Origin of the sequence: Seonamhaeicola maritimus, assembly GCF_008056315.1 — a bacterium.
Taxonomy (GTDB): domain Bacteria; phylum Bacteroidota; class Bacteroidia; order Flavobacteriales; family Flavobacteriaceae; genus Seonamhaeicola; species Seonamhaeicola maritimus.
Window position 1 is genome coordinate 853,217 of the sequence record NZ_VRKQ01000008.1, and the last position, 26,964, is coordinate 880,180.

Annotated in this window: 27 protein-coding genes and 1 tRNA gene; 2 read left to right on the top strand and 26 right to left on the bottom strand. The window is 33.4% G+C overall.

Features of this window, described 5'->3' with window-relative positions:
- The first annotated feature begins 213 nt into the window (after nt 1-213).
- Nucleotides 214-927, top strand: coding sequence for an endonuclease/exonuclease/phosphatase family protein (locus FUA22_RS03690; RefSeq protein WP_241664743.1), 714 nt, complete (start codon nt 214-216; stop codon nt 925-927).
- Nucleotides 928-972: 45 nt separating this feature from the next.
- Here the strand turns inward: FUA22_RS03690 and FUA22_RS03695 are convergent, their stop codons facing one another.
- The 16 genes from FUA22_RS03695 to FUA22_RS03770 all read right to left on the bottom strand — a co-directional run bounded on the left by FUA22_RS03695 (nt 973) and on the right by FUA22_RS03770 (nt 16,293).
- Nucleotides 973-1,281: a DUF6122 family protein gene (locus FUA22_RS03695; RefSeq protein WP_147766481.1), complete on the bottom strand. Its 309-nt coding sequence runs from the start codon at nt 1,279-1,281 to the stop codon at nt 973-975.
- The gene (locus tag FUA22_RS03700; RefSeq protein ID WP_147766482.1) at nt 1,281-1,904 is read right to left on the bottom strand and encodes a WbqC family protein; all 624 of its coding nucleotides are present in this window, start codon (nt 1,902-1,904) and stop codon (nt 1,281-1,283) included. Before FUA22_RS03700 ends, FUA22_RS03695 begins: the two co-directional genes overlap by 1 nt.
- Before the next feature lie 35 nt (nt 1,905-1,939).
- The gene (gene lepB, locus FUA22_RS03705) at nt 1,940-3,526 is read right to left on the bottom strand and encodes a signal peptidase I (RefSeq protein WP_147766483.1); all 1,587 of its coding nucleotides are present in this window, start codon (nt 3,524-3,526) and stop codon (nt 1,940-1,942) included.
- 67 nt (nt 3,527-3,593) lie between these two features.
- On the bottom strand, nt 3,594-4,301 hold the full coding sequence (dapB, locus tag FUA22_RS03710) for a 4-hydroxy-tetrahydrodipicolinate reductase (RefSeq protein WP_147766484.1): 708 nt from the start codon (nt 4,299-4,301) through the stop codon (nt 3,594-3,596).
- Nucleotides 4,302-4,338: 37 nt separating this feature from the next.
- Nucleotides 4,339-4,956: a DUF5683 domain-containing protein gene (locus tag FUA22_RS03715; RefSeq protein ID WP_147766485.1), complete on the bottom strand. Its 618-nt coding sequence runs from the start codon at nt 4,954-4,956 to the stop codon at nt 4,339-4,341.
- Complete coding sequence (locus FUA22_RS03720) at nt 4,946-5,854, bottom strand: ParB/RepB/Spo0J family partition protein (RefSeq protein ID WP_147766486.1); 909 nt, start codon at nt 5,852-5,854, stop codon at nt 4,946-4,948. Before FUA22_RS03720 ends, FUA22_RS03715 begins: the two co-directional genes overlap by 11 nt.
- Nucleotides 5,855-5,857: 3 nt before the next feature.
- On the bottom strand, nt 5,858-6,622 hold the full coding sequence (locus FUA22_RS03725) for a ParA family protein (RefSeq protein ID WP_147766487.1): 765 nt from the start codon (nt 6,620-6,622) through the stop codon (nt 5,858-5,860).
- A 257-nt stretch (nt 6,623-6,879) separates the two neighbouring features.
- Nucleotides 6,880-7,152: a heavy metal-binding domain-containing protein gene (locus FUA22_RS03730; RefSeq protein ID WP_147766488.1), complete on the bottom strand. Its 273-nt coding sequence runs from the start codon at nt 7,150-7,152 to the stop codon at nt 6,880-6,882.
- Nucleotides 7,153-7,240: 88 nt separating this feature from the next.
- Nucleotides 7,241-9,361 carry a methylmalonyl-CoA mutase gene (gene scpA / locus FUA22_RS03735; RefSeq protein ID WP_147766489.1) on the bottom strand — a complete coding sequence of 707 codons (2,121 nt, stop codon included), beginning with the start codon at nt 9,359-9,361 and terminating at the stop codon, nt 7,241-7,243.
- Nucleotides 9,362-9,596: 235 nt separating this feature from the next.
- Nucleotides 9,597-10,244 carry a hypothetical protein gene (locus tag FUA22_RS03740; RefSeq protein ID WP_147766490.1) on the bottom strand — a complete coding sequence of 216 codons (648 nt, stop codon included), beginning with the start codon at nt 10,242-10,244 and terminating at the stop codon, nt 9,597-9,599.
- A complete protein-coding gene (locus FUA22_RS03745; protein WP_147766491.1) occupies nt 10,234-11,589 on the bottom strand; it encodes a methylmalonyl-CoA mutase subunit beta in 1,356 nt (451 codons plus the stop codon). The genes FUA22_RS03740 and FUA22_RS03745 overlap by 11 nt, the downstream gene beginning before the upstream one ends.
- The gene (locus FUA22_RS03750) at nt 11,589-11,906 is read right to left on the bottom strand and encodes an FtsB family cell division protein (RefSeq protein ID WP_147766492.1); all 318 of its coding nucleotides are present in this window, start codon (nt 11,904-11,906) and stop codon (nt 11,589-11,591) included. The genes FUA22_RS03745 and FUA22_RS03750 overlap by 1 nt, the downstream gene beginning before the upstream one ends.
- A complete protein-coding gene (gene udk, locus FUA22_RS03755) occupies nt 11,906-12,511 on the bottom strand; it encodes a uridine kinase (protein WP_147766493.1) in 606 nt (201 codons plus the stop codon). The genes FUA22_RS03750 and udk overlap by 1 nt, the downstream gene beginning before the upstream one ends.
- Before the next feature lie 68 nt (nt 12,512-12,579).
- Nucleotides 12,580-12,993, bottom strand: coding sequence for a c-type cytochrome (locus FUA22_RS03760; RefSeq protein ID WP_147766494.1), 414 nt, complete (start codon nt 12,991-12,993; stop codon nt 12,580-12,582).
- A gap of 4 nt (nt 12,994-12,997) precedes the next feature.
- Nucleotides 12,998-14,122 carry a PQQ-dependent sugar dehydrogenase gene (locus FUA22_RS03765; protein WP_147766495.1) on the bottom strand — a complete coding sequence of 375 codons (1,125 nt, stop codon included), beginning with the start codon at nt 14,120-14,122 and terminating at the stop codon, nt 12,998-13,000.
- Nucleotides 14,123-14,148: 26 nt separating this feature from the next.
- A complete protein-coding gene (locus FUA22_RS03770) occupies nt 14,149-16,293 on the bottom strand; it encodes a TonB-dependent receptor family protein (protein WP_241664744.1) in 2,145 nt (714 codons plus the stop codon).
- 306 nt (nt 16,294-16,599) lie between these two features.
- Here FUA22_RS03770 and FUA22_RS03775 point away from each other — a divergent pair.
- Nucleotides 16,600-16,674, top strand: a tRNA-Pro gene (locus FUA22_RS03775).
- 235 nt (nt 16,675-16,909) lie between these two features.
- On the opposite strand, the gene FUA22_RS03780 is transcribed toward FUA22_RS03775, so the two are convergent.
- The 10 genes from FUA22_RS03780 to FUA22_RS03825 are packed head-to-tail and all read right to left on the bottom strand — an operon-like array spanning nt 16,910 to nt 26,812.
- Nucleotides 16,910-17,497, bottom strand: coding sequence for a LutC/YkgG family protein (locus FUA22_RS03780; protein ID WP_147766497.1), 588 nt, complete (start codon nt 17,495-17,497; stop codon nt 16,910-16,912).
- A gap of 3 nt (nt 17,498-17,500) precedes the next feature.
- Nucleotides 17,501-18,880, bottom strand: a complete 1,380-nt coding sequence (locus FUA22_RS03785; protein WP_147766498.1) for a lactate utilization protein B — start codon at nt 18,878-18,880, stop codon at nt 17,501-17,503.
- Nucleotides 18,881-18,884: 4 nt separating this feature from the next.
- Nucleotides 18,885-19,634: a (Fe-S)-binding protein gene (locus tag FUA22_RS03790; RefSeq protein ID WP_147766499.1), complete on the bottom strand. Its 750-nt coding sequence runs from the start codon at nt 19,632-19,634 to the stop codon at nt 18,885-18,887.
- 15 nt (nt 19,635-19,649) lie between these two features.
- Nucleotides 19,650-19,997 (bottom strand): L-rhamnose mutarotase, encoded by a 348-nt coding sequence (locus FUA22_RS03795; RefSeq protein ID WP_147766500.1) that lies wholly within the window; start codon nt 19,995-19,997, stop codon nt 19,650-19,652.
- A gap of 6 nt (nt 19,998-20,003) precedes the next feature.
- Nucleotides 20,004-21,338, bottom strand: a complete 1,335-nt coding sequence (fucP, locus tag FUA22_RS03800; RefSeq protein WP_147766501.1) for an L-fucose:H+ symporter permease — start codon at nt 21,336-21,338, stop codon at nt 20,004-20,006.
- Between the two features lie 34 nt (nt 21,339-21,372).
- Complete coding sequence (locus tag FUA22_RS03805) at nt 21,373-22,152, bottom strand: L-fucose dehydrogenase (RefSeq protein WP_147766502.1); 780 nt, start codon at nt 22,150-22,152, stop codon at nt 21,373-21,375.
- 33 nt (nt 22,153-22,185) lie between these two features.
- Nucleotides 22,186-23,040 carry a fumarylacetoacetate hydrolase family protein gene (locus FUA22_RS03810; protein WP_147766503.1) on the bottom strand — a complete coding sequence of 285 codons (855 nt, stop codon included), beginning with the start codon at nt 23,038-23,040 and terminating at the stop codon, nt 22,186-22,188.
- 20 nt (nt 23,041-23,060) lie between these two features.
- Nucleotides 23,061-23,828, bottom strand: a complete 768-nt coding sequence (locus tag FUA22_RS03815; RefSeq protein ID WP_147766504.1) for an SDR family NAD(P)-dependent oxidoreductase — start codon at nt 23,826-23,828, stop codon at nt 23,061-23,063.
- Between the two features lies 1 nt (nt 23,829).
- Nucleotides 23,830-25,131 (bottom strand): alpha-L-fucosidase, encoded by a 1,302-nt coding sequence (locus FUA22_RS03820; RefSeq protein WP_147766505.1) that lies wholly within the window; start codon nt 25,129-25,131, stop codon nt 23,830-23,832.
- Between the two features lie 19 nt (nt 25,132-25,150).
- Nucleotides 25,151-26,812 carry a UxaA family hydrolase gene (locus tag FUA22_RS03825; RefSeq protein ID WP_147766506.1) on the bottom strand — a complete coding sequence of 554 codons (1,662 nt, stop codon included), beginning with the start codon at nt 26,810-26,812 and terminating at the stop codon, nt 25,151-25,153.
- Between the last annotated feature and the right edge of the window lie 152 nt (nt 26,813-26,964).

Consider the following 26,964-nt stretch of genomic DNA (forward strand, 5'->3'; position numbering starts at 1 on the left):
CCTCCAAAAACATTTGCAGTTTTGTCTGTTCTTAATTTGGGCGTTTCTTTTTTAATTATAATTAATATTTTATTTGCTATTTACTGGCTCCTCAGGTTTAAAAAACAGTTCATTTTATCTGCTTTTATACTATTTATAGGTTACATGTCCTTTGGTTCATTGTATAAGTTTTCGTCACCAAAGGCAATTGAGAGTGAAGGAAATATAAAGGTGATGAACTATAACGTGAGGTTGTTTAATTTATATGAATGGATTAAGGAAGACTCAATTGAAACTAAAATGGTTGATTTTATAAAGAGTGAGTCACCAGATATAGTGAGTTTTCAAGAATACCATCCCCATAAAAATATCAACTTATCTTTTTTTAAGTATAAGTTTGAAAAACTATCAGGAAAAAAAACAAAATACGGACAAGCAATATTTTCACAGTTTCCTATAGTTAATTCGGGGTCCATCGAGTTTCCCGATACGGGTAACAACGCTATTTTTGCAGATGTAGTAAAAGGAGGTGATACCATAAGATTTTATAATATTCATCTGGAGTCTTTACGAATCAATGCAGATGTAGATAATCTTAAAAATGAAGACTCCGAAAGGTTGCTAAAAAGAGTAGGTTCTACATTTAAGATGCAGCAGTTTCAAACGGAATTATTTTTAATGCATAAGAAACAGTGCAAATACAAAATGGTGGTTTGTGGTGATTTTAACAACACGGCTTTTTCTTATGTGTATAGAAAGATTAAAGGTGATTTTCAGGATGCTTTTAAAGAGGCAGGAAGTGGATTTGGACGTACACATGACTTTAAAATATTTCCGGTAAGAATTGATTTTATTTTTGCAGATGAAGCTTTTAATGTAAATGGTTTTACATCTTTTAGTGAACATTATTCAGATCACTATCCTATAATGGCTACATTATCTTTATAGAAGTAATTTCTTCCTTTTAAGCTGTTTAAAGGTTGGGAAGAGTTACTACATAAATGAGCAATCAACTGCATCAGAAATAATATGTATTACTAATCCAAAGGCAACCAATCTTGACTTTTTCGGAATTAAAAGAAACAAGTAAAAGGTTATGGCGAAATAGGAGTGAAGCGGATGAAAACCTATGCTGCATCTATTGGGGTCGAAGATTGGGTTCGCTAATAAGTGGTCTAAATCAATTAGCATACCCAAAATCATAGTGAAATAAGCTAACTGCCATTTAGGTTTGTACCATATTAAAGCTACAATTAATGGAATTAGAAAATGGCACCCATAATGCGCAAAGGGTTGTAACATTATTGAGTAATTAAAGATTGAGATACTAAGTAATTAGTTGCGTTTGGACCTTCATTAAATAATAAATCTAAGATGCTTAAGTTGCTAATAAAACCATGTTTGTTACTAAAAACTTGTGTGTAAGTTTCAAATGGTAGAGGTTGTTCCTTTTTTGCCGTTACTAAGTGTCTGAAATCTACTTTATCTTCAATAGTTTTTTCATAGGAAACAGATTTAGATACGTTTAAATCTAGTTGTAGACAATCACAAATGATTTCAAAACATTTTAAATTAAAATCTAAAATATAATCAGTTTTTTGTTGGAATAGAGGTTGTAATTCATCTTCGTAAAATTCAAAAAAAGGAGAAGTTCTATACGATGATAGTAATGATTTCCAATGATTGTCTTGCCACCTTTCTTCATTAAAAATCTTTACATCCCTGTATTTTTGCCGGTGCTTTTGAGAATATACAACGGGGATGTTTAAGGTTTGTTTTCCGTTAGAACCATAAATATAAGCGCGGTTTCTATACGTCTGTTTTACGAAATTATCATCAACCTCAAACATAACTTCCTTAGCTTGAATTATTGCCACAAAATGAGCAATATTAGGAAAGTATGTTGGGTGAATGATGATGTTCATTGCATATTGTCATTCCTGAGAAATCAGGAATATATTTAACTATTCGCTTTTCTTCGCTTGCGCCATTTGTTAAAACCAATCCATCCAAAAAGTAAAACTATAAATGGAATAAAAAATGAAGTGGCTTTACCGCTACCACCAACGGTAGTAAAGAAGCGTTCCCAACGTGGGTTTTTCAGTCCGTCCCAACTCATCCAAATGAAAACAGGTTTACCCACAACATGATCAAAAGGAACAAAACCCCATGCGCGTGCATCAATTGAGTTGTGACGGTTATCACCCATCATCCAATAGTAATTTTGTTTAAAAGTATAAGTGTCTGTTACTTCGCCATTAATTAAAATCTGGTTGCCCTTTACTTGTAAATCATTGCGTTCGTATTCAGAAATAACACGTTTGTATAATGGCAATACTTCCAAATTAATATCGATAGTTTTTCCTTTTTCAGGAATATAAAGTGGTCCAAAAAAGTCTACATTCCAGTTGTAAATTGGGTCATGCGGAAAAATGTTTGGGTTTCTTTCCCCTTCAACCTCTTTGTTAGGAGAAATACCTTTTACATTAGGATGATTTTTAAATTTAGCTAAGGCCTCATCTGATACAGCCGAAAACCTATAATTAGTGTATTGAGCATTAGTTGGGTAAACAATATCAGTAATATCATAACGACTTTTAAGATACTGTGGATTAAACTGATTTGTTTTTGGCTGTACATTGTAACTAAACTGTAAATGCGCTCTGTCTGGTAATTCATTTTGCTTACCGTTAATGTACACATAACCATCTCTTACTTCCAAAGAATCACCAGGAATACCAACACAGCGTTTTACTAAGTTTGTTTTTTTGTCTATAGGCTTGTAATAGTTTCTGTCTGGATGAAAATCATTCATATCCAGCAAAGTATCAGCTGGTTGATTGAAAACTACAATATCGTTCCTTTCAATTTTTTCAAACCCAGGAATTCTTAAATAAGGTAATTGTAGTTTGTTAATCCACGAGGTTTTACGTTTTGTAAAATCATCATCAAACAAATAAGATTTCTTTTTAAGACCCGGAATGGTATCATGCACCATTGGGGCTGCAACAGTGGTCATTGGTATTCTAGCACCATAATGAAATTTACTAACAAACAAAAAGTCACCAACTAATAATGATTTTTCCAAAGAAGACGATGGAATGGTAAATGGTTGCATAAAATATGTGTGTACTATAGTAGCCGCAACAATAGCGAATAGTATAGAACTAGTCCATTCACCAGATGATGATTTTGGGTTTAAATCTCTATTCTCAACATATTTTACATCAGCAACATAATTTAGGTAGTAATTGTAAAAACCTAAGGAAGCTACTGCTAAAAAAGTATCTGTCTTTTGGTTTTTACCAAAACTTCGTGCCGTTTCTACCCAAACTATAGCAAGCATTATAATGTTTACAATAGGCAAAAACAATAAAATAATCCACCACCATGAACGGTTGATTATTTTCATTAATACAACTCCGTTATAAATAGGTACAAAAGCTTCCCATGTTTGTCTTCCTGCTTTAAGGTATAATTTCCAAGTGCCTAACCCGTGAATAACTTGAATAATTAAAATGAATATAAACCATTGCATTAATGTCATAATCGTAAATTTTAAATCGTTTTGTTTGTTGCTAACATATTGTTAATGTTACAAATTGTAGTTAGTATTAACCAATATTTAACACGTCATTCATTGAAAAAACTCCTGCTTTTCCAACTAACCATTCTGCAGCTACTACAGCACCAAGAGCAAAACCTTGTCTGTTGTGAGCAACATGTTCTATATTAATAGAGTCAACTTCACTTTCATAATTTACCGTATGTGTTCCAGGTACATCTTCAATACGTTTTGCTACTATAGGAATCCTAGTGCTTTTATCAGATTCATCAAGTTTCCAGTCGTCATAGTTATTATTATTGTCTATAACACCTTCTGCCAATGTAATTGCAGTTCCACTTGGTGCATCTAGCTTTTTTGTATGATGTATTTCTTCCATAGTAACATTATATTGGTTAAGGTTACTCATCATTTTGGCTAGGGTTTTGTTAAGTTCAAAAAAGATATTGACCCCTAAACTAAAGTTTGACGCATATATAAATCCACCATTCTTTTCTTTACATAGAGCTACAGCTTTGTCGTAATTATCTAACCAACCGGTAGTTCCAGAAACTACTGGAACATTGTTGTTTAAACAATTTGTGATATTTCCAAATGCAGCAGATGGTAAACTGAAATCAATAGCAACATCGGCTAAAGTTATATCATAATCATTATCGTCTTTATCAATTTTTAAAACAACATCATGCCCACGGCTAATTGCTATTTTCTCTATGGTCTGTCCCATGCGTCCGTATCCTAATAAAGCAATTTTCATTTTATAAATTTATTTTTTGTTAAATGCCAATTATGGCCTAAAATTTAAAATTTAGGGTTAAACCTACGTTGCTCTTTGCGTTAAATTCGTTAAACTTATAATGTGGTGCAAAAGATAAATTCTCATCTACATTGTACTGAAGTAAATGTGCATCAACATTAGCATCAATAATATTTAGAGCATATATTCCCAAAGTAACCAAAAGAGATACTTCTTTATTTCTTCTGTAAAATTTTTGCCCGCGTTCCAATCCTTCTGTGGTTACTCTTGGAGAAGGTAATTGGTTTCCGTTTCCGTCTAAATAAAACTCATCATCTGTGAAACCTGCCAGCCTTCTTTTATAGGCGTCTCTGTATCTATTGTATTCTTTGTTATTGGTAGTATAGAAATAAACACCCGTTCCTAGGGCAGCATAAACAAGTGGGATTTTCCAATATCTTTTGTTATAGGCTTGTCCCAAACCTGGCAAAACTGCTGAATAAAATGCTGCTTTTGCGGGTGATAAGGGGTCTATAGGTTCTCTCTCTATAATGGAATCAACAACAATTTCTTTTGAAATTCTTTTTCTCTTAGTTTTTTTCTCTTTCTCCTGAGCAACTAACGAAAAACAAAATATAAAGGCAAGTACACTTATTATTACAGATTTATTTAGCACCCTGAATTAATTTTTTTATACGATTAAAGTCTTCTTCTGAATGAAAAGGTATCGTAATTTTTCCTTTCCCATTTTTAGAGACTTTAACGTCAATTTTGTGCCCAAAGTATTCTGAAAACACTCCAATTCCTTTTTTGATATATTTTGGAGCTTCTTCGGTGTTATCTTTTGAAGGAACTTTAACTTCTTTTGATGTATTGTAGTTTCTAATTAAAGCTTCTGTATTTCTTACAGAAAGTTCGTTTTGTAATATTTTTTCATATATGTCTAATTGAACCGTTTGATCTTCTACGGCTATTAAAGCACGCCCATGTCCCATAGATATAAATCCATCACGCATACCCGTTTGAATAATTGGGTCTAACTTAAGTAAACGCAGATAGTTTGTAATGGTAGAGCGTTTTTTACCAACACGCTCACTCATTTGTTCTTGAGTTAGGTTAATTTCATCAATTAAACGTTGATAAGACAAGGCAATTTCAATGGGGTCTAAATCCTGACGTTGAATATTTTCAACTAAGGCCATTTCTAACGATTCTTGGTCGTTAGCTATTCTTATATAGGCAGGAATAGTTTCTAATCCAACTAATTTAGAAGCTCTAAAACGGCGTTCACCAGAAACAAGTTGATATTTATTAAGGCTTAATTTCCTAACAGTTATTGGCTGAATTATACCCAATTCTTTAATAGAAGAAGCCAATTCTTGTAAAGACTCCTCGCTAAAATTGGTTCTAGGTTGAAATGGATTAACCTCAATAAAATCTAAATCCAATTCAATGATATTACCTATAACTTTATCGGCGTTCTTGTCTTGAACCGATTGAATATCGTTTTCAGGATCTTTTAAAAGTGCCGATAAACCTCTACCTAAAGCCTGTTTTTTGGTTGCCTTAGCCATAACCTAGGAGTTTTTATTGATAATTTCTTTTGCCAAACTTAAGTAATTGTTTGCACCTTTACTACTTGCGTCATAATTAATTATGCTTTCTCCATAACTAGGTGCTTCACTTAAACGTACATTTCGTTGAATTATGGTTTGGAAAACCATATTATTAAAATGTTTTTGAACCTCTTCTACTACCTGATTGGATAAACGCAAGCGGGAATCATACATGGTAAGTAACAAACCTTCAATGTCTAGATCTTTATTATGAATCTTTTGCACACTCTTAATAGTGTTTAAAAGTTTTCCTAAACCTTCTAATGCAAAATATTCACATTGAATTGGTATAATTACGGCATCTGCTGCGGTTAATGCGTTTAGTGTTAATAGCCCCAATGATGGTGCGCAGTCAATGAGAATGTAATCATAGTCTTCTTTAACACCAGTAATAGCTTTTTTAAGCATGTACTCTCTAGACTCTTTGTCTACTAGTTCAATTTCAATAGCAACAAGATCTATATGAGCGGGAATTATATCTAGGTTTGGTGTTTCTGTTTTTACTATAGCTTCTTTGGCAGAATTAGAATGCTCTAAAAGTTGGTATGTTCCAACTTGAACAGATTCTACATCTATTCCAATTCCAGAAGTGGCATTTGCTTGAGGGTCAGCATCAATTAATAGTACTTTTTTTTCTAAAACGCCTAGTGACGCTGCTAAATTAATGGAAGTAGTTGTTTTTCCTACGCCTCCTTTTTGGTTAGCAATTGCAATGATTTTGCCCATTAAATTTTTCGATTTTAACAACGGTAAAAATACAATTATTTACGAGGAATAAAAACGGAACTTGTTAACAACAATTCAAAGAGTAATTATAAGTCAGAGTATGAGAAATGTATTGTTTTAAAGGCCACTTCTGCGTTGATTTTTAACATAATACTTCTACAAGATAATGTGTTTTTGAATAATTGATGAAGATTGGAATATAGCGATGTTAAAAATTAATGCAAAGGAATTTATTGATTATAACAGAGTTAACACCGCTACTTTGTATCTGTACCATTCAAATTTTCTTTCCTATTCGATTCTATGTTATCTTCAAAGTTTTGCCCATCAAAAACATCTTTTGTTTGAAGAATAATTAATGGCATTTTACAAACATTGCAAAATCCTTTTTTTGAATAGGTTTTACCTTGTTCGCAATTCATTGGGCAGATATATTCTAAATCTAGTTCAATGGCGTCATCAATTGTTTCTTCTGGAAATCCAGCTGGGGAAGAATCTCTAGCTGAATTCAACGTAGGAATAATTATCATAATTATTGTTATAATAATTATGATAACCAGAAAAAAAATCATGAGTTTCTTTTTCTTCATAGAACTGGTACTGATTTATCCCAATTTTTTAATCGATTAGAATCTCAAGAATTTTAATAGCAGCCTCACTTATTTTAGTGCCTGGGCCAAACACAGCAATGGCACCAGCATCAAACAGATATTGATAATCTTGTTTAGGTATTACACCTCCAACAATAACCATAATATCGTCTCGTCCGTATTTTTTAAGTTCTTGAATTACTTGAGGCACCAATGTTTTATGACCTGCAGCCAATGATGAAACGCCTAAAATATGCACATCATTTTCTACAGCTTGTTTAGCAGCCTCTGCCGGTGTTTGAAATAGTGGGCCAATATCAACATCAAAGCCAACATCGGCGTAACCAGTGGCTACAACTTTGGCACCACGGTCATGACCATCTTGCCCCATTTTGGCAACCATAATACGTGGTCTTCTGCCATCTTGTTCAGCAAAAACATCTGCTAATTCTTGTGCTTTCTTAAATGATTTATCGTCTTTCACTTCCTTACTATAAACTCCGGAAAAGGATTTAATTTGTGCTTTGTAACGACCAAATTCTACTTCAAGAGCATCACTGATTTCTCCTAAGGTAGCTCGTTCTCTTGCAGCTTCAACAGCTAAAGCTAATAAATTTTCTTTTCCTGTTTTAGCGGATTCGGTTAATTTTGAAAGTGCAGTTTTAACTTTTTCTGAATTTCTTTCAGATTTCAGCTTATTTAAACTTTCAATCTGTTGATTTCTTACTGTTTGATTATCAACTTCTAAGGTTGAAATCGGAGCTTCGTCTTCAAGTTTATATTTATTAACACCAACAATAATATCTTGTCCAGAATCAATTCTGGCTTGCTTTTTAGCAGCAGCTTCTTCAATTCTCATTTTAGGAATACCGGCTTCAATAGCTTTTGTCATTCCGCCGTGAGCTTCAATTTCCTCTATTAATGACCATGCTTTTTGAGCAATATCATGTGTTAGTTTTTCAACATAATAACTTCCAGCCCAAGGATCAACTGTTTTAGTGATTTTTGTCTCTTCTTGAAGATATATTTGTGTGTTTCTTGCAATTCTAGCAGAAAAATCAGTTGGTAAAGCAATTGCTTCATCTAAAGCATTAGTATGTAAACTTTGTGTGCTACCAAATGCAGCCGCGGCAGCTTCAATAGTAGTTCTAGCTACGTTGTTGAATGGATCTTGCTCTGTTAAACTCCAACCTGATGTTTGGCAATGTGTTCTTAAAGCCAAAGATTTTGGGTTTTTAGGATTGAATTGTTTTACCAATTTTGCCCATAGCATTCTGGCAGCTCGCATTTTGGCAATTTCCATAAAATGATTCATACCTATGGCCCAAAAGAATGATAAGCGTGGAGCAAAGGTGTCAATATCCATTCCCGCAGCTAATCCTTTTCTTATATATTCTAATCCATCAGCTAGAGTGTAGGCTAATTCAATATCGCAGGTAGCGCCTGCTTCTTGCATATGGTAACCAGAAATACTTATGCTATTAAATTTGGGCATGTTTTTACTGGTAAACTCAAAAATATCAGAAATGATTTTCATTGAAGGAGTAGGTGGATAGATATAAGTGTTTCTAACCATAAACTCTTTTAGAATATCATTTTGAATGGTACCCGCTAATTGATCTATTTCAACATTTTGCTCTTCAGCCGCTACTATATAAAATGCCATAATAGGTAAAACAGCTCCATTCATTGTCATTGAAACAGACATCTTATCTAATGGGATTTGGTTGAAAAGCACTTTCATGTCTTCAACCGAATCTATAGCAACTCCTGCTTTTCCAACATCGCCAACAACACGCGCGTGGTCGCTATCGTATCCACGGTGTGTTGCCAAATCAAATGCTACTGATAAACCTTTTTGACCAGCAGCTAAGTTTCTTCTGTAAAAGGCATTGCTTTCTTCGGCTGTGGAGAAACCCGCATATTGACGAATAGTCCACGGTCTGCGTACATACATTGTACTATACGGTCCTCGTAAATTAGGTGCTATACCAGCAACAAAATCTAAATGTTCTAGGTTGTCAATATCATCTTTTGAATAGCTAGGTTTAACAGAAATACCTTCAGCAGTAGTAAAAGGACTTTTTTCTTCTTTCTTCTGTTTTTTGCTCTCTGTCTTTAAAGAGATATGTTGAATATTTTTTCTCATCTTTTAATTGATGATTTAGTTGAAATTATTCCCTATAACTTCCTCCTATAAGGAAACCAAAAAGTATATATATTATGGGGCTCAAACAAAGTAGAATTCCCAAAATAATTCCTAATAGTGCTACCTTTTTCTTTTTGCTACTTTTTGTTTTAACCCCATTATAAAAACTGTAAGAACAATAACCTATTAAAAGTATTCCAACTATAAATAATATGGAAAATAGGTTGTTCATTTTTTATTGCGGGGTTTTATTAAAATCTACTTTAGTATCAGGCTTATCTAAATTAATCTTGGTTAAATCCATATCAAAAAATTTAGAATAGTATAAATCAAAAGCTATAAATGACGCTAAATATTTATCATTCATCGCATTTCTATATTTTGTGGTTAAAGGTGGTCCAAACAATTTAGGACTTAAGTCATTTATTGAAAGCAATGAGTTAAATGTAGTGTTTAAATTTTTGTCTTTTATATTATTGGCAATACACTTTATTAAAGGGCCATTATAATTTAAATGACTTTTAGTATTTTCTGAATCCCATAATGAATTGTCTTTTTTTAAAGCCTCAAATACTATCAAAGAATGTTCTGAAATTATTTCGTCATACTTAATTCTTCCGTTAATAGCGTTTCTTGTAAATTGTGCATAGGCATTTATTAAGGTACTTTTAAAGTTGTTTTTTTTGTAATACTTAAATATGTCATCTTCAAAAGAATATAAGGCTTCTTGGAATAGTTTTGTATTGGAAACATTACAGATTATAGTTTCTGGTTTATCGGCGTATTTGTATTCTAGTTGAATAGTTTCGTTTTTACAGTTAAACAAAATAATAGTTAATGAGAATACAATAAGTCTTAAAATGGGTTTCATGTTAATTTTCATTTTTTAATCGTTTTTGTTCTAAGTTTTCTGCTAATCGTTTTTCTATAATAGGCTGAATTAAGGTTTTTCTAGATTTGGTTTTCACAAAAGGGTAAAGCTCTAAGTCATCCTTCATTTTATCATTTTCATTGGGATGCTTATTGGTGCCTAAAAGAACTTCTTCTCCAACATTGAATAGATTCTGTTCCTTAGCGGCACTATCTTTTATTTTACGCTGAATAGTGCCTTCTTTCAATTGTTTTAAGAAACCACCATTGGCTTCAATGTTTTTAAAAAGAGCCAAAGCTTTTTCTGCTAATTGAATGGTGATAGATTCAATATAATATGCCCCATCTGAAGGGTTGTTAACCTTATCAAAAAAACTTTCGTGCTTAAGAACTAACAATTGATTTCTTGCAATACGACCTCCAAATTCATTATTCTTATGGTAAATGGCGTCATAAGGCGCATTGCAAATGGTGTTAGCTCCTCCTAAAATAGCACTCATGCATTCTGTTGTGGTACGCAACAGATTAGTGTTATAGTCATAAATAGTTTTGTTCCGCTTTGTAGGTGTTGCAAAAATTTGACAATCTGTCTGGATTTCATAATCTGAAGCCAAAGATTGCCATAGTATTCTTAAGGCTCTTAATTTTGCAATTTCAAAAAAGTAATTGGTCCCAACAGAAACATTGAAAATTACTTGAATTGATTCTTTAGTATCTAAATGGTTTAAATATTCATTTGCATGAGCAAGAGAATAGGCTAATTGCTGTGTCATGTTAGCACCGGCATTTTGATACAGAGAAGAGTTAACACTAAATGAATTAGTTTGTTTTATTATTGATTCAAACGTCCTAAAATCATCATTAAGATTGCTAAACCAGTTGCCAGTTTTGGCTAAATTTCCAATAATATCGTTTTCAATGTAGATTTTTTTATTTGCAAGAATTGCATGTAGCTTATTTATAAAATCTGGTGATAAAAACTGTAATTCAAAATGAATTGGCACTGATGACAGATCTATGTTTTTTAATAAATGATCTATTGAAATTTCTTTGGAGGGAATAGTAAACCTTAAACTTTCGGCGCCTCTATTTAAGGAGTCAATAGCTTTTAAGTTTGATTTCTCAACATCTGCAACAAAAATAGTTTCGCAAATTTTCCATTCAGTTCCTTTTGTATTTGAAGGAGCAGGGGATTCGTTAAAATCGTCAGAATGATAAAATGGTTTTACCGAAATATTGTCGTTAGTGTTCCATATAAGCGTATTATTATAATCGGCTCCCTTTAAATCGAACTGTATTTTTTGTTTCCACTGTTTAGATGAAACAGAATCAAACTCGTCAAACAAGGGTTTGTTCATTATTTTTTGGTTTTTAAACTGTCTTCGTATTCTATTATGAAAATTTCTTCGTTTTCACGCTTCATATAATATTCTTCTCGGGCAAATTTTTCTAAACCGTCTTCCGTACTCAGCTTTTTAATGGCTCTATTGTCTTTTTCTATTTCCTTTTTATAGTATTCTTTTTCGTCTTCTAAATCTTTAATATCTGTGTTTAATTCATGATGAATAATCCATGAGTTAGCATCAAAAAACAACATCCAAACGGCAAAAGCAACCAAAATGAGGATAAAAATATTTTTGAGTGGTTTGAAAAATTTATGTTTTAAAAAAGACATTATAGTTTTTCATTTATTATGGTTCTTACAATATCTACTGCAACTGTGTTATATTTATTGTTGGGTATAATGATATCAGCATATTCTTTCATAGGCTCAATAAACTGATCATGCATAGGCTTTAAAGTGTTTTGATAACGTGCTAAAACCTCGTCTAAATCTCTACCGCGTTCTGCAATATCACGTTTTAATCGTCTTATTAACCGCTCGTCAGAGTCAGCATGTACAAATATTTTTATGTCGAACATATCTCTTAATTCTGGGTTTGTTAGAATTAAAATGCCCTCAACAATCATAACTTTTCTAGGGTGTGTTAAAATGGTGTCTCCGGTTCTATTATGCTTTACAAACGAATAAACTGGTTGTTGTATTGGATTATTGTATTTTAATTCTTTAATATGAGCGGTTAACAAATCAAAATCTATTGACCTAGGGTGATCAAAATTGATATTTACACGTTCATTGTACGTTAAATGTGTAGTGTCTTTATAGTAAGAATCTTGAGAAATTACACCAACTTCACCTTCTGGTAGTTCGTTTAAAATTTGGTTTACAACTGTAGTTTTACCACAACCTGTTCCACCTGCAATTCCTATCACTAGCATAATTAGTTGGTGTTTAATGAGCTCTTTACAAAGTTACTTAAATGTAAATTATTTAATAGGAAATTTGTCTAATTTTTAATGTTTGAAACTTCTTCTTCGGTAATCATTTTATCATTTTTATTACCCCAGCTATTTGTTATGAAATTCATAACATCAGCAACTTCATCATCACTTAAACCTAAAGGAGCCATATAGCTATTATAAGTTTTGCCATTTACTATAATTTCACCTTCTTGACCGTATTTTAGCCCTTTGATACTTCCTTCTCTATTATTCATTAAGTAATCTGATTTGGCTAAAGGTGGATACACATCTGTAACACCTTCTCCATTTGGCATGTGACAGGTGATACAAAAATCTGTGTAAATTTCACTGCCTCTTTGAATACTTTCCTGTAAAGGATCAGTATTGTAATTGGTTTTTTGATTTGAAATTACTAAGGTTGATAAAACGATTAGAAAAAATGCTAAAAGTAATTTCATTGAGTTATTTTTTTTGAACAATTCTTGCAATTCCTAAATTTTCGATAGCCACATAAATATAACCATCTGGTGCCTGAACTACATTTCTAACGCGTCCTTCACCTTCAAAAAGCTTTTCCCGTTTTGTCACTTCATTGTTTTCTAAAACTAAGCGTTCTAGATATTCAAACTTTAAAGACCCTACTAAAACATTACCTTTCCAATCTGGGTATTTATCTGAAGAAACAATAGTCATTCCGCTAGGAGCAATAGAGGGTACCCAGTAAAAAAGAGGTTGTTCCATACCTTCTTTTTCCGTTATATCCGTAAATGTGGTTCCACTGTAGTTTATACCATAAGAAATGACTGGCCATCCATAGTTATTGCCTTTTCTAATAATGTTAATTTCATCACCGCCCTTAGGTCCGTGTTCATTAACCCAAATAGCTCCGGTAAAGGGGTTTTTAACCATACCTTGTGGGTTTCTGTGTCCGTAACTATAAATTGCTGTTTTAGCATTTTCTGCATCTACAAAAGGATTATCAGCAGGAACACTGCCATCATCATGTAATCTGTAAATTTTACCACAATCTCTAGTGATATCTTGTGGGTTTACATCTCTATTTCCACGATCTCCAATAGAAAAATATAAATAACCTTCATTATCAAACTCTATTCTAGAGCCCCAATGTTGACCTTTTTTTGTGTTAGGCCCAGCTTTGTAGAGTACTTCAGTGTCAACTAATGTATTTCCATTTAATTTTGCCCTTATTAAAGCTGTGTTGCCGCCTTCATCTTCTCCTTCGGTAGATGAATGTGTCATGTAAATCCAGCCGTTGTTTTCATAATCTGGATGTAATTCAATATCTAAAAATCCACCCTGACCACGAACATAAACATCAGGAGCTCCCTCAATATTTATTTTTTCTCCGTTCTTAAAATGAAATAATTCTCCTGATTTTTCTGTAATAAGCATGCTTCCATCTGGTAAAAAAGTCATTCCCCATGGAATAGTTAATTCAGGAACTACTACTTGTGTCATGTAGTTTATATTGGCTGGTTCTGCAGCTTTTATTTCAGATTCTGCTTGTTGTGCACATGAAAAACATGTAACGAAAATGACTATTAGTAGGATGTTTAACTTTTTCATAGTGAGTGAATTTCCATAAAATTACATTAAAAAGTATAATCTAAGTTGATTCCGGTATAATAATTTACAGGATTCCCTGGATAATAATATCGAGGAGCGTTTCCACCAAAACCAGAAGCATTAATTAAAATTTGAGATGCATAATGCTTATCAAATATATTATTTAAACCTAAAAACAGATTATAGTTTAATCGACTAAATAGATTTCTTTTAAAGCCGATTTTTAAGTTTGTTAATGAATAACTGTCTGAATATAAGTTATTGCTATCCGTTATTGGCATTTCACCAACATGTTGAAAATTGATGTTTCCATAAATACCGATAGATGAATAAAAATCAATGATGCCATTAAATATTTGAGATGGTACACCTGTTAAATCATTACCAGAATAATCATTGGATTCATCAATAAAAGTTTTGAATTTATAGTCGTTAATTGAATAATTGACGACAGTACTTACATGAAAAGATTTATTTGAAATTAATTGATAATCAAGTCCCATTTCTATACCATCATGTTGAGTTTTACCTGCATTAATTCCAATGTATTGATCCTGTTCTATTCGTCTTGAAACAAGTAAATTTTTAATATTTAATCGGTATATAGAAACATTGAATTGAAGTTTGTTTTGAATGATAGAGCCCCTAGTTCCAAATTCAAAATTCCAACCAGTTTCTGGTTTTAAGCTGGTGTTTATTTGTCCATCAGGAAGCAGTGTTTCTTCCAACGAAATAGGAGAGAAGCCATGGCTTAAACTTGAAAAAGCATTTATGTTTTTTGCTAATTCATGCGAAACTCCAAATTTTGGAGACAGTATGGTTTTGAATTTGAAATCGCCAGATTGATCTGGGTTGCTTTCTGAAACCGGAAATCTGTCTTTCAATGTATAAGAAGTCTCATTCAAGTTTAAACCAATGGATAAAATAGTTTTACTAGAAATATTATAATTGGTTTCAAAAAATGCATTGTAGTAATTTCTTTTCTCTTTAAAATCAGATAATCTATTTCCCTTTGCACTTCCAGTTTCTGGTGGAAAGTCCTGGTATAAATTTTCATAAGTAGAATATTTATAAGTATCCTTGAATAACTCACCTCCTAAAGTCCAGTTCAAAGGTTTATTGAAAATTTTGTTTTGCCCTATTAGTCTACTTCTAATACCAACGGCAATTGTTTTTTCAGAAAGGATGTTAAAAGGTCTTGGTTCATAACCCTTTCTATAAGATGTAAATATACTGGTGGATTGTTTGATTTTGGAATTGTAATCATGATTCCATGATAAACCTAAAATACCTCTTTTAGAATCTTCAAAACCCTTTGCTTGATTCCAGGTAAATGCTGCTGATGTGGGATTGTTTAAATAATTAGTTTCATTTAAAGAGCTTGGAATGAAGGCCTTTAAATCTATAAAACTGGCTAAAAATGCTAGTTCATCTTTATCACCAATAAAGTGTGATGAGTTAAGAGTAAATGTTTTCCTGTTATATTCATTATTGTCTCGGTAGCCATCACTTTGGGTAGTACTATAAATGGCTTTTAAACTACTTTTTTTAGAACTTAAATTTAAACTTGAAAGGTTTTTTACAAGACCGAATGAACCAATAGATAGTTGGTTAGCTATTTGTTGTTTGCTAAAATCTCCTTGTTCTGGTATTAAGTGAATTGTTCCTCCTAAACCTGCCCCATAGACACTGGAAACAGCTCCTTTTATAATTTCTAAGCGAGATATCGTTCCCAATTCAAAGTCCTCAATATTAGTTTCACCACTACCATTGGTTAATGGAATATCTTTAAAATATGCTCGTATTTTTGAGGTCCCAAATAAATTTCTTGAGCCAATACCTCTAATTGTTATTCTGTTGGTATTAAGAGCTCCACTTTGCATAAAAACCCCTGGAGTTTTGTTTAATACAGTATTAATGTTAATGTTGTTTGAACGTTCAATGTCTTGAGAAGAAATAATATTAATTGAAGCTGTGGCATTTTTTAATTTCTTTGCAATATGGTTGCTATTTATAATAACTTCATTCAATTGAGAAGGATTGAGATTTAATTGGATGATATGGTATTTATCATTTTCTATTATTACTGTTTTCTCCAGATAGCCTTCCTTTTTAAAAATATAGGTGCCAAATTCCATAAGTTCAAAACTACCGTTCAATGATGATTGCATAATAACTTTTGAGTTTATATTGGTTATTTGTACAAATGCAATTGGTGTACTATTATTAGTGTCTATTATTTTTCCAGTAATTTTTGACTGACCAAAAATATTTGAAAAACTCAAGAATATAAAAATGAAAAAGAGGTATTGTTTAATGAACATAAATTTATGGTTATAAGCTGAAAATTTGAAACCTCTAAAATATATATTTAGAATAATAAAGAACCTTTATTAAATGGGAAATATTTCTTAAATAATGATTTGCAAAATGAATAAAAAAAGTATATTTGCATCCCGCTACAAGAAAATTAAATTCGGGGTGTAGCGTAGCCCGGTTATCGCGCCGCGTTTGGGACGCGGAGGTCGCAGGTTCGAATCCTGCCACCCCGACAAACCTTTTAATAGGTAAAAATAAAACACTGTTAATCATATGATTAACAGTGTTTTTTGTTTTCAGGCTTTTTATTTCAAATAAAAGCATCTATACTCATGAAAAAAATGTTATTGATTGTAATATTTATGGGAATTTATTTTTCTATATTCTTTTTCAAATAGAATTAGAATATATAAACCCAAGATGCCTTCATTTAGTTTTTTAATTATGAGAAGAAATGAGTTAGAGATATTAGCCCTTTAAATATACAGTCAAGCTCAATGCTCCATGAGCACCAATAACTAAGGATTGCTCAATATCCGCTGTTTTGGATGGTCCTGAAATAAAAACACCATAATCATCAGATTCCGTATTGTTTAATTTAGTATATGCTTGGTGCATATAGGGTACAATGTCTTTTTTAGAAATAATAATAGCTAAATGCTTTGTTATGAAAGGCAATACCCTTATTGGAAGATTCTTGTCAGCTAACCAAATGGCTCCGTTTTCTGCTACGGCAATAGTGCTTTCTAAAACAAGAACATCAAGATTTTCTAGGTCTTTTGGGTTTGCTATGGTTTCTAAATCGATAGATCCATATGATTCGTCTATTGTAGAATACTTGATGGGTAATTCAGAAAACGAATTTTGTAAATGCGAAGCGATTTCATCATCGTTGGATACCGCGACCACATTTCCACCAACAACTTCAAGTATTTTTGTGAATTCTGCCGCCAAATCTAATTGTTCATCAAAAACTGCTGCATCGATAAAAGGTAAATCAATAAGCTTTGGTTTATTGGCCTTAAGACTTGCCAAAATAGTATCTCTGTTTGCCATAACTTATTTGTTTTTTAGTTTATTATCTTCTCTTTGTTTGTGCCAATCGTCAAAACTTTGCTTTGGTCCTTTTGGTAAATCCCTAGCTTTTCCCCAGGCATTAGGTTTAGAATTAATAAATGATTTTGGTAGATTTCTTAAAGACCATCTAGCAACTTTTCCAATTTTTTCAAACTGCGATGGCTTTGCAAAAATCTGACCCATTACTTTCATGGATTTCTTCTTAATAAAAGGCTGTGGCGTATTTTTGGTAATAATCTGGCGCCATTTATATAATTGGGAATGAATATCAATCTTAACGGGACACACATCAGAGCATGAACCACAGAGCGTTGATGCAAAAGGTAAAGTACTATATTTTTTCAAATCTTTACCAGGAGATAAAATGGAACCTATAGGCCCTGGTATGGTGTAATCATAACTATGCCCACCGCTTCTTCTGTAAATAGGACAGGTGTTCATACAAGCTCCACAACGAATACAATGTAAAGAGGCCCTAAAATCGGGTCTGCTTAATTGTTCTGAACGCCCATTGTCTACAATCACAATATGCATTTTTGCTCCCTTTCTGGGTTTTTTAAAGTGAGACGAGTAGGTTGTAATGGGTTGTCCCGTCGCACTTCTAGCTAATAATCTTAGGAACACGCCTAAGTGTTCCTGTTTAGGGATTATTTTTTCAACACCCATACAGGCAATGTGTACAGGAGCTAAATGAGCACCCATATCGGCATTTCCTTCGTTGGTACAAACTACAAAGCCTCCTGTTTCAGCCACGGCGAAGTTTACGCCTGTTATTGCTACATCTGCCTGAATAAACTTTTCTCTTAAATGTTTTCTTGCTTCAGCTGTTAAATATTGTGGGTCTCCATCACATGGTTCTGTTCCCAGATGTTCTTGAAACAATTCATCAACTTGGTGTCTATCTTTGTGAATGGCCGGCAGTACAACATGGCTGGGTGGTTCTTTGGCCAATTGTACAATACGTTCTCCTAAATCTGTGTCTATAACCTCAATGCCATCAGCTTCCAAGTATGGATTTAAATGACATTCTTCGGTTAACATAGATTTACTCTTTACAACCTTTTTAGCATTGTTTTTTTTGAGGATTTTATGTACAATTTGATTGTGTTCTTCGGCATTAGCTGCCCAGTGTACTTGTACACCATTATTTAAAGCGTTTACTTCAAACTGAATGAGGTAATTGTCTATATTGGAAAGTGTGTGTGCTTTGATACCATGGCCCAATTCCCTTAATGATTCCCAGCCTTTTACATTATGTACTGAGCGGTCTCTTTTATGGCGAACGAACCATAAGGCCTTGTCGTGCCAATCTACTCTTTTTTCATCTTTATTAAAAATACTTGCTAAATTAGGATGGCTCATAATTTTAGTTTTTAGATGAGATATTACTATTCAAAATTTCGGCAATATGCAAAACTTTTAGAGGTTGATTGTTTCTGTTAACCAATCCTTCTAAATGCATCAAACAAGAGGTGTCTGTAGCAGTTATAACTTCAACGCCACTTTCTAAATGGTCTTTGATTTTGTCTTTTCCCATTTTTACAGAAACGGCTTCTTCTGTAACAGCAAATGTGCCACCAAAGCCACAGCATTCATCAGCACGTTTTAAGGGCATTATTTCAGTTCCTTTTACTTCATTTAGAAGTTCTTCTATATAAGAGTATTTTTCTTCAACAACCTCAGAACAAGACCCTAGGCGTAACCCTCTTAGACCATGACAACTTTTATGAACTCCAACTTTATAAGGGAAGGCAGCTCCTAAGTCTTTTCTTTTTAAAACGTTTAGTATAAAATCGCAAAGTTCATAGACGTTTTTACGTACAGCGACTACTTCTTCGGTTTGCGGGATGATGTCATAATGCTTTTTTACATGATAGGCACAACTTCCTGATGGTGTGACGATGTAATCGAAATCTTTAAAATTGTTTACAAAATTATTATAGGCGCCAACAGATTCATATTCGTAACCTGAATTGGCCATTGGTTGCCCACAACAAGTCTGTTGAGAAGGGTAAACAACTTCTACATTAAGTTTTTCTAAGAGTTCAATAGTAGCGATACCCACTTGAGGGTATAACTGATTTATATAACAAGGTATAAATAAACCTACTTTCATAATTTATAGATATTTCTATTTTAATTGGTATATCTTATCCATTAGCAACCATTTTTCACCTTCTTTTGCGGTTGGTAAGGCTTGTTGATATTTCCACATGAGTGTTTCCCATTCTTGAACCTTTGGATTATCTGCGTCCATTTTACCTTTCCTTTCAAAAGAAAAGGAATCATCTACTTCTAGAATCATAAACAACCTATTGTCAATACAATAAATTTCGATAGTTTTAATACCAGAATCGGTAATACTTTTTTCTATTTCGGGCCAAACATTTTTATGATACTTCTTATAAGCTGCAATGCTTTCAGAATCATCAACTAAATCTAAAGCTAAACAGTATCTTTTTAAAGGTGTAGAATTCATAATCGATTAATTTTGTGAACCAATCAATTCAATGTCGTCATCTGCTTCATGTCTTTTAAAAATTCTTAAACCGTACCAAGCAATATAAACAAAACAGGCTAGTGGTAAGATGAATGAAAAATTAACTTCTGAAACTCCTAGGATTTTTGTGTCTGCAACCCCATTTCCTCCAACATCTATAATCATTCCCTGTAATTTAGGCATTAAGGCACCACCAACAATGGCCATAACTAAACCAGCAGACCCTATTTTAGATTGTTCTTCGGTTAAATCGCCCAAAGCAATACCATAAATTGTTGGGAACATTAATGACATAAAGAATGATATTATTACCAAACAATATAATCCTACTTCGCCCTGAATGAACATAGTGCCACAAGAAAATAATAATGAGCATAGCGCAAAATACATTAGTAGTTTACCTGAGCTTATAAAGCGCAATAAAGCTGTACCAACGGCTCTACCTACAATAAATAGAATAAAAGCAACTAATTGATATGTTCCAGCTGTAACACTATCAATACCAATAGCTTCTGCATATTGATAAATATAAGTCCAGCACATAATTTGTGCGCCCACATATAATATTTGAGCTAAAACACCTGAAGTATACTTTTTATTTTTAGCTAAGGTTGCAAAAGTATCTCCTATACTTGGCATGCCCCCTTCATCTTTAGATTGTGGCATTTTGCTAACCAAAAACACTACAAAGATACCAACGAGTACTAAGCCTAATGCTACGTACGGATTGCGAATAACCATTAAATCAGCTATTTTAATCGCTATTTTTGAGGCCTCATCAAGGGCGTTAAAATCTGCAATATCATCTGATTGCAAGTTCTTTAGAACGAACTGTTGTGCCACAATTAACCCAGCTATTAAACCAACCGGATTAAAGGCTTGGGCCAAATTTAAACGCTGAGTAGCCGTTTCTTTTGCTCCCATGGCCAATATGTATGGGTTTGCAGCTGTTTCCAAAAACGCCAAACCAAAGGTTAATATGTATAGACCTAAACAGAAAAAAATAAAACTTTCTGACTGAGCAGCCGGATAAAATAATAATGCACCGGTTGCATATAGAGCTAAACCAATTAAGATACCCACTTTGTACGAGTACTTGCGCATAAACATGGCTGCAGGTAGCGCCATACAAAAGTATCCGCCATAAAATGCCATTTGCACCCATGCAGCCTGAGAGTTAGAAAGTTCTAACACTTTTTTAAATGCTTGAACCATGGGGTCTGTTACGGCATTGGCAAATCCCCAAAGCGCAAACAATGAGGTAACTAAAATAAACGGAATAATTATTTTTTTAGAAACTACGGCTGGTTTAGTATTCATTTGTGAAAAATTTAATGCTATTAATAATTGATAATTATAAAGCCCTGTCTAAGTGGGTATAACCACCATCTACATATAAAAGTTGCCCGGTTGTATGACTGGATTTATCTGATAGCAGGAAAGCAACAGTATCGCCTATTTCCTCGGCGGTTGTCATGCGTTTTTCAAAAGGTATATTTTTAGTTATGGTTGCTAACTTTTCTTCTTTATTAGGAAAGGTACTAATCCATTTTTCATATAAAGGGGTGTAACATTCAGCAACAATTAATGCGTTAACACGAATGCTGTATGGTAATAATTCTACAGCCCATTCTCTTGTAAGGGCATTTCTGCCTCCGTTTGAAGCGGCATAACCAGAAGTTCCTCCCTGTCCGGTATCGGCTGTTTTTGAACCTATGTTTACAATCGCACCTTTACTCTTTTTAAGTTCAGGTAAAGCATAATGAGCCATAAGGTAGTAATGGACTACGTTACGTCTTAGGGAAGACATAAAGCCTTCATAATCGCCATTTTCTAAACCTACACCATCATTTACGCCGGCATTGTTAACTAACCCATCTATTCTACCATACTTATCTATGACACTTTGTACGGCAGCCTTACACTGGTCATTATCTGTAAGTTCAGCAAGTGCATAAAACAAATCTATGCCCTGTTCTTTGAATTTTGGAAGAATCTTCAAAACACTGGCTTTATTTCTGGTGATTATAACTGGTATGGCATTTTCTCTAACTAGAGACTCAACGATACCTAAACCGATACCTTTTGAGCCTCCTGTTACTATTATAACTTTGTCTTTTAAATTTAAATCCATTTTAGCGGATGTTTACAGTCTGTTAATTAAAGATTACTTATAATCTTTACAAACCTGTTTAGAAACTCCTAATCCTTCAATACCTAATTCCATTACATCGCCTTCCTTTAAATAACGTTGTGGATCAAAACCAAACCCAACTCCAGAAGGTGTTCCTGTAGAGATAATATCACCTGGTAATAAAGTCATGAATTGACTTAGATAACTCACCACCTCTTGTATGTTAAAAATGAAATCTGATGTTGAACTGTTTTGTAAAACCTCGCCGTTTAATTTTAACCATAAGTTCAAATTATTAGGGTCTTCGATTTCATCGGCAGAAGCAATAAATGGTCCTAATGGAGCAAATGTGTCACAACTTTTTCCCTTAACCCATTGACCAGAGCGTTCCAATTGAAAAGCTCTTTCACTTACATCATTATGTAAAACATATCCAGCCACATGGTCTAAAGCATCGGCTTCAGAAACATAAGATGCTTTTTTGCCGATAACAACCGCTAATTCTACCTCCCAATCTGTTTTATCGCCACCTTTAGGAATTATAACATCATCATTTGGACCTATAATTGAAGATGTGGCCTTAAAAAATATTACAGGTTCTTTTGGCACGTCCATACCACTTTCGGCGGCATGCATTGCGTAGTTTAAACCTACACAGATAATTTTTGAAGGCCTTGTTAATGGTGCGCCTAAACGTGTGTCACCATCAACTTCAGGACAAGAATCTTGATTGGTTTCTAACCATTTCGCCAATTTTTCAATACCATTATTTCCAAAAAAATCTTCATTATAATCTGAACCAAAACCAGATACATCTATTTTTGTTCCGTTTGCTAATTGAACCCCTGGTTTTTCTTCTCCAACAGCTCCAAATCTTATTAATTTCATATTGCTATTTTAATTTGTTATTATCCGTTTAATGTTACAAATCCACCATCAATAGGGTAGTTAGAACCTGTTATAAATCCAGCTTCGTCAGAACATAAGAAAAGTACCAAATCTGCAATTTCTTGTGTTGTTCCCATGCGCCCTATAGGTTGTGTCTTTGATAATCTTTCAAAATTTTCTTTTTCTTTTCCTGGGAAATTTTTGCTAATAAACCCATCAACAAATGGCGTGTGAACCCTTCCAGGGGCAATGCAATTGCACCTAATACCATCATTTATATAATCTTTGGCAATAGAATAGGTCATGGTGAGTACAGCTCCTTTACTCATGGAATAGGCAAAGCGATTGTCTAATCCAACGGTAGAACCAATAGAGGCCAAATTTAAAATAACACCGCCACCATTTTTTAAAGATGGAATAGATGCTTTTATACAGTTATAAACGCCTTTGATGTTTACATCATAAAGGCGGTCTAAATCTGCTTCTTCAACCTGTTCTACATTCCCTACATGAGCAATACCAGCATTATTAACCAAAATATCAATCTTTTCTTTGTTTGATATTTTTTGGATAATTTCGGTCACATTTTGTTGGTTGGCAACATCACATTTATGAGCTTCTGCTTGATTAGAAATTTCAGAAACTGTATCGTCGGCAGCCTCTAAATTAAAATCTAAAATATGTACTTTGGCACCTTGTTGTGCAAAGGTTAACGAAATGGCTTTTCCTATGCCACTACCACCACCGGTAACAATGGCTACTTTATCTTTTAAACTAAACTTTGACATGTTATTTTATAGTTATTTCAATTATTGTATCTATAGGGTCTAAAACACTTTCAGGAATTTTTAAAGTTAACCCATAATCGTCTTTTTTAAATCTTAGTTTTTGGTTGTTTCCATATAATTTTATTGAACTAATTTTTTCGTTAAATCCAGGAATGAAGATGATATCTTTATTCTTGTTTAACCAATGCAGGTAAAGAATCTTTCCTTTTTGAGTAGAAACCATATCTTCTGTTGGAGAAATTGTTCCGGCTCTAGTGCCATAAATTGTTTCTCCGTAAACTTTTAACCAGCTTCCAATTTCTTCTAAAGATTTAACGTGATTTGATTGAATTTTTCCATTAGGCATAGGGCCTACGTTTAATAATAAATTACTTCCATAACCTGCCGCATTTATTAAATATTGAATGAGCTCTTTTCTGCTTTTATGTTTGTTGTCTTGCAGATTAAAACCCCAAGAACCATTAATGGTTTCACAAACTTCCTTGGGAAGTTGTCCAATATCTTCGGCTTTACTTGCAAAGTTTTGAGTAGCTTTTCCTGGTAGGTCTTTTTCAAACATTTGAAAGTCTTCACCCATTTTTGTAGCCTCGTGATGATTGTTCCCTATTAAGCATTGTGGTTGTAAATCATGTATTAGTTTGTAAATTTCGTCATAATGCCAATTTGCAGTTTTTTTATCCCAGTGACCATCAAACCAAATACCACCAATTTCTCCGTAATTGGTCAACAACTCTGTTAATTGAGCCTTCATAAATTTAATATAAGATGACCATTCACCATTGCTTCTACCTTTAACGCCTTTTGCGGTTCTTCCTCTAGGGAAGTAATCATCTCTATTCCAATCTAAAAGAGAGTAGTAAAAGAAAAGCTTAATGCCTTCTTTTCTACAAGCTGTTGCCAATTCTTTTAGAATATCTTTCTTATACGGTGTGCTTTTTACAATAGTATAATCTGTTGCTTGGGAATCGAACATTGAAAAACCATCATGATGACGGCTGGTAATGGTTATATATTTCATTCCGGCATTTTTGGCCATTTTAACCCATGCATCGGCATTGTATTCAATTGGGTTAAAAAAAGTGGGAAGTTTTTCGTAGTTATCAACAGAAATATTTTGATTTTGCATTACCCATTCACCATCTCCTAAAATACTGTATACACCCCAATGAATAAAAAGTCCAAACTTAGCATCTTCAAACCATACTCTGGCTTCTAAATTAGAAGCAGTAGGTGCATAGTCTTCTTGGGAAAGACCATTTAACCCAATAAGGGCAAATAAAATTAAAAGAAGTGTTTTTTTCATTTTATTAGGTATTAGTTGATTATAGTGACATACCTCGTTTCCATGGGATGAAATCATCTTGTCTCAATTGTTTAGCTTTGGTTAGTTTACCACTAGCCACTTGAATTACAAAATCCAATAAATCTTCACCTGTTTTTTCAATTGATGAGGTTCCTTCAATGATAGCACCGGTATTAAAATCTATAATATCGGGCATTTTGTTAAATAACTTGGTGTTAGAAGATACTTTTACTACGGGTGTGATGGGGTTTCCTGTTGGCGTCCCCAAACCAGTAGTAAATAGGATAACGTTGCAACCTGAACCAGCTAAACCTGTTGTAGATTCTACATCATTTCCTGGTGTACAAAGTAAATTCAACCCTGCATTAACAACTTGCTCTGTGTAATCTAAAACATCTTCTACAGGCGAAGTTCCACCTTTCTTAGCGGCTCCTGCTGATTTAATGGCGTCTGTAATCAGTCCATCTTTAATATTACCCGGAGATGGGTTTGCATAAAAACCAGCACCCAAAGCATCTGCCTTTGCACTATATGTTGACATGATTTTAGAAAACTTTTTTGCTTTTTCCTTAGTAACACATCTATTAATTAATTCCTGTTCTACACCATTTAATTCTGGAAATTCAGATAATACAGTGGCACCGCCTAGTCCTACGATTAGATCTGAAACATAACCTAATGTAGGGTTTGCAGAAATTCCAGAAAATCCATCAGAACCACCACATTCCAAGCCAATAACAAGTTTACTTAAAGGGGCTGATTTTCGTTCGTTTTTATTTGCCATAATAAGACCTGCAAAAGTCTTTTTTACAGCTTCTGCCAAAAATTCCTGTTCAGAATCACTTTGCTGCTGTTCTAAAATATAAATAGGCTTTTTATGGTCTGGTGACATTTTGTTCAATGCATTTTCAAGAATACCAGCTTGGGCATGCTGACAGCCTAAACTTAATATGGTGGCTCCTGCAACATTTGGATTGTTTATGTAACCAGCCAATAAATTGCAAAGGGCAACAGAATCAGAAGTTGCACCTCCACAACCACCTTCATGAGTTAAAAAATGAATACCATCAATATTTGGAAATATTGGGTTTTTAAGCTTTTCGGTATTCGGCTTTATAATATTCCTGTTCAATATAGTTTCAACAGGAACATCATTTTTATAATCCTCTATTAAAGAATCAACATCAAAACCTAAATGTTGTTGTTTTCCAAACCCCAGTTTTTCAACCAAAGCTTGTTTTAAAACTTCTATATTTCTGTTTTGGCAAAATACCAAAGGAATTACTAACCAGTTATTTTCAGTACCAACCTTACCATCGGTTCTGTGATAGCCATTAAATGTTTTCTCAATAAACTTTGAAATATCTGGAGCCTGCCATTGTATTTTTTCTATTGAGTCTTCTGCATTGTACGTTTCCGTGTCATGTTGTAAATTGGTGGTGCTAATAAGGCCTCCCATTGGAATTTCTTTTTTAGCTTTACCAACAATTACGCCGTACATATATATAATATCTCCTTTGCTAAAGTGTTCAGTTGCAAATTTATGTTTAGCGGGAATATCGTCTTGAATCTCGTATTCTTTAGAATTAAACTGGAACCTTTTACCTTTAGCTAAATTAGTTAAGGCAACTAAGACATTATCCTTAGGATGTATTTTTAAAATTTTATTCTGACTACTCATTAAGATTAAATCATGAAATTTACTAGTACAATAGTACATGTAAATAAGGGACGCGTCTTATAATTATTTGACAGATTATGATGTTTATTTTGCCTAAATAAAAATAATACAGAAAACAAGGCAAATTTGTTGGTTGTTTTTGGTCATTGAAT

What these genes read in the sequence shown, in the direction of transcription:
- FUA22_RS03690 (WP_241664743.1), top strand. Translation starts at nt 214, where the DNA reads ATGAACTATAACGTGAGGTTGTTTAATTTATATGAATGGATTAAGGAA.
- FUA22_RS03695 (WP_147766481.1), bottom strand. Translation starts at nt 1,281, where the DNA reads ATGTTACAACCCTTTGCGCATTATGGGTGCCATTTTCTAATTCCATTA.
- FUA22_RS03700 (WP_147766482.1), bottom strand. Translation starts at nt 1,904, where the DNA reads ATGAACATCATCATTCACCCAACATACTTTCCTAATATTGCTCATTTT.
- lepB (WP_147766483.1), bottom strand. Translation starts at nt 3,526, where the DNA reads ATGACATTAATGCAATGGTTTATATTCATTTTAATTATTCAAGTTATT.
- dapB (WP_147766484.1), bottom strand. Translation starts at nt 4,301, where the DNA reads ATGAAAATTGCTTTATTAGGATACGGACGCATGGGACAGACCATAGAG.
- FUA22_RS03720 (WP_147766486.1), bottom strand. Translation starts at nt 5,854, where the DNA reads ATGGCTAAGGCAACCAAAAAACAGGCTTTAGGTAGAGGTTTATCGGCA.
- FUA22_RS03725 (WP_147766487.1), bottom strand. Translation starts at nt 6,622, where the DNA reads ATGGGCAAAATCATTGCAATTGCTAACCAAAAAGGAGGCGTAGGAAAA.
- FUA22_RS03730 (WP_147766488.1), bottom strand. Translation starts at nt 7,152, where the DNA reads ATGATAATTATTCCTACGTTGAATTCAGCTAGAGATTCTTCCCCAGCT.
- scpA (WP_147766489.1), bottom strand. Translation starts at nt 9,361, where the DNA reads ATGAGAAAAAATATTCAACATATCTCTTTAAAGACAGAGAGCAAAAAA.
- FUA22_RS03740 (WP_147766490.1), bottom strand. Translation starts at nt 10,244, where the DNA reads ATGAAAATTAACATGAAACCCATTTTAAGACTTATTGTATTCTCATTA.
- FUA22_RS03745 (WP_147766491.1), bottom strand. Translation starts at nt 11,589, where the DNA reads ATGAACAAACCCTTGTTTGACGAGTTTGATTCTGTTTCATCTAAACAG.
- FUA22_RS03750 (WP_147766492.1), bottom strand. Translation starts at nt 11,906, where the DNA reads ATGTCTTTTTTAAAACATAAATTTTTCAAACCACTCAAAAATATTTTT.
- udk (WP_147766493.1), bottom strand. Translation starts at nt 12,511, where the DNA reads ATGCTAGTGATAGGAATTGCAGGTGGAACAGGTTGTGGTAAAACTACA.
- FUA22_RS03760 (WP_147766494.1), bottom strand. Translation starts at nt 12,993, where the DNA reads ATGAAATTACTTTTAGCATTTTTTCTAATCGTTTTATCAACCTTAGTA.
- FUA22_RS03765 (WP_147766495.1), bottom strand. Translation starts at nt 14,122, where the DNA reads ATGAAAAAGTTAAACATCCTACTAATAGTCATTTTCGTTACATGTTTT.
- FUA22_RS03770 (WP_241664744.1), bottom strand. Translation starts at nt 16,293, where the DNA reads ATGCAATCATCATTGAACGGTAGTTTTGAACTTATGGAATTTGGCACC.
- FUA22_RS03780 (WP_147766497.1), bottom strand. Translation starts at nt 17,497, where the DNA reads ATGGCAAACAGAGATACTATTTTGGCAAGTCTTAAGGCCAATAAACCA.
- FUA22_RS03785 (WP_147766498.1), bottom strand. Translation starts at nt 18,880, where the DNA reads ATGAGCCATCCTAATTTAGCAAGTATTTTTAATAAAGATGAAAAAAGA.
- FUA22_RS03790 (WP_147766499.1), bottom strand. Translation starts at nt 19,634, where the DNA reads ATGAAAGTAGGTTTATTTATACCTTGTTATATAAATCAGTTATACCCT.
- FUA22_RS03795 (WP_147766500.1), bottom strand. Translation starts at nt 19,997, where the DNA reads ATGAATTCTACACCTTTAAAAAGATACTGTTTAGCTTTAGATTTAGTT.
- fucP (WP_147766501.1), bottom strand. Translation starts at nt 21,338, where the DNA reads ATGAATACTAAACCAGCCGTAGTTTCTAAAAAAATAATTATTCCGTTT.
- FUA22_RS03805 (WP_147766502.1), bottom strand. Translation starts at nt 22,152, where the DNA reads ATGGATTTAAATTTAAAAGACAAAGTTATAATAGTAACAGGAGGCTCA.
- FUA22_RS03810 (WP_147766503.1), bottom strand. Translation starts at nt 23,040, where the DNA reads ATGAAATTAATAAGATTTGGAGCTGTTGGAGAAGAAAAACCAGGGGTT.
- FUA22_RS03815 (WP_147766504.1), bottom strand. Translation starts at nt 23,828, where the DNA reads ATGTCAAAGTTTAGTTTAAAAGATAAAGTAGCCATTGTTACCGGTGGT.
- FUA22_RS03820 (WP_147766505.1), bottom strand. Translation starts at nt 25,131, where the DNA reads ATGAAAAAAACACTTCTTTTAATTTTATTTGCCCTTATTGGGTTAAAT.
- FUA22_RS03825 (WP_147766506.1), bottom strand. Translation starts at nt 26,812, where the DNA reads ATGAGTAGTCAGAATAAAATTTTAAAAATACATCCTAAGGATAATGTC.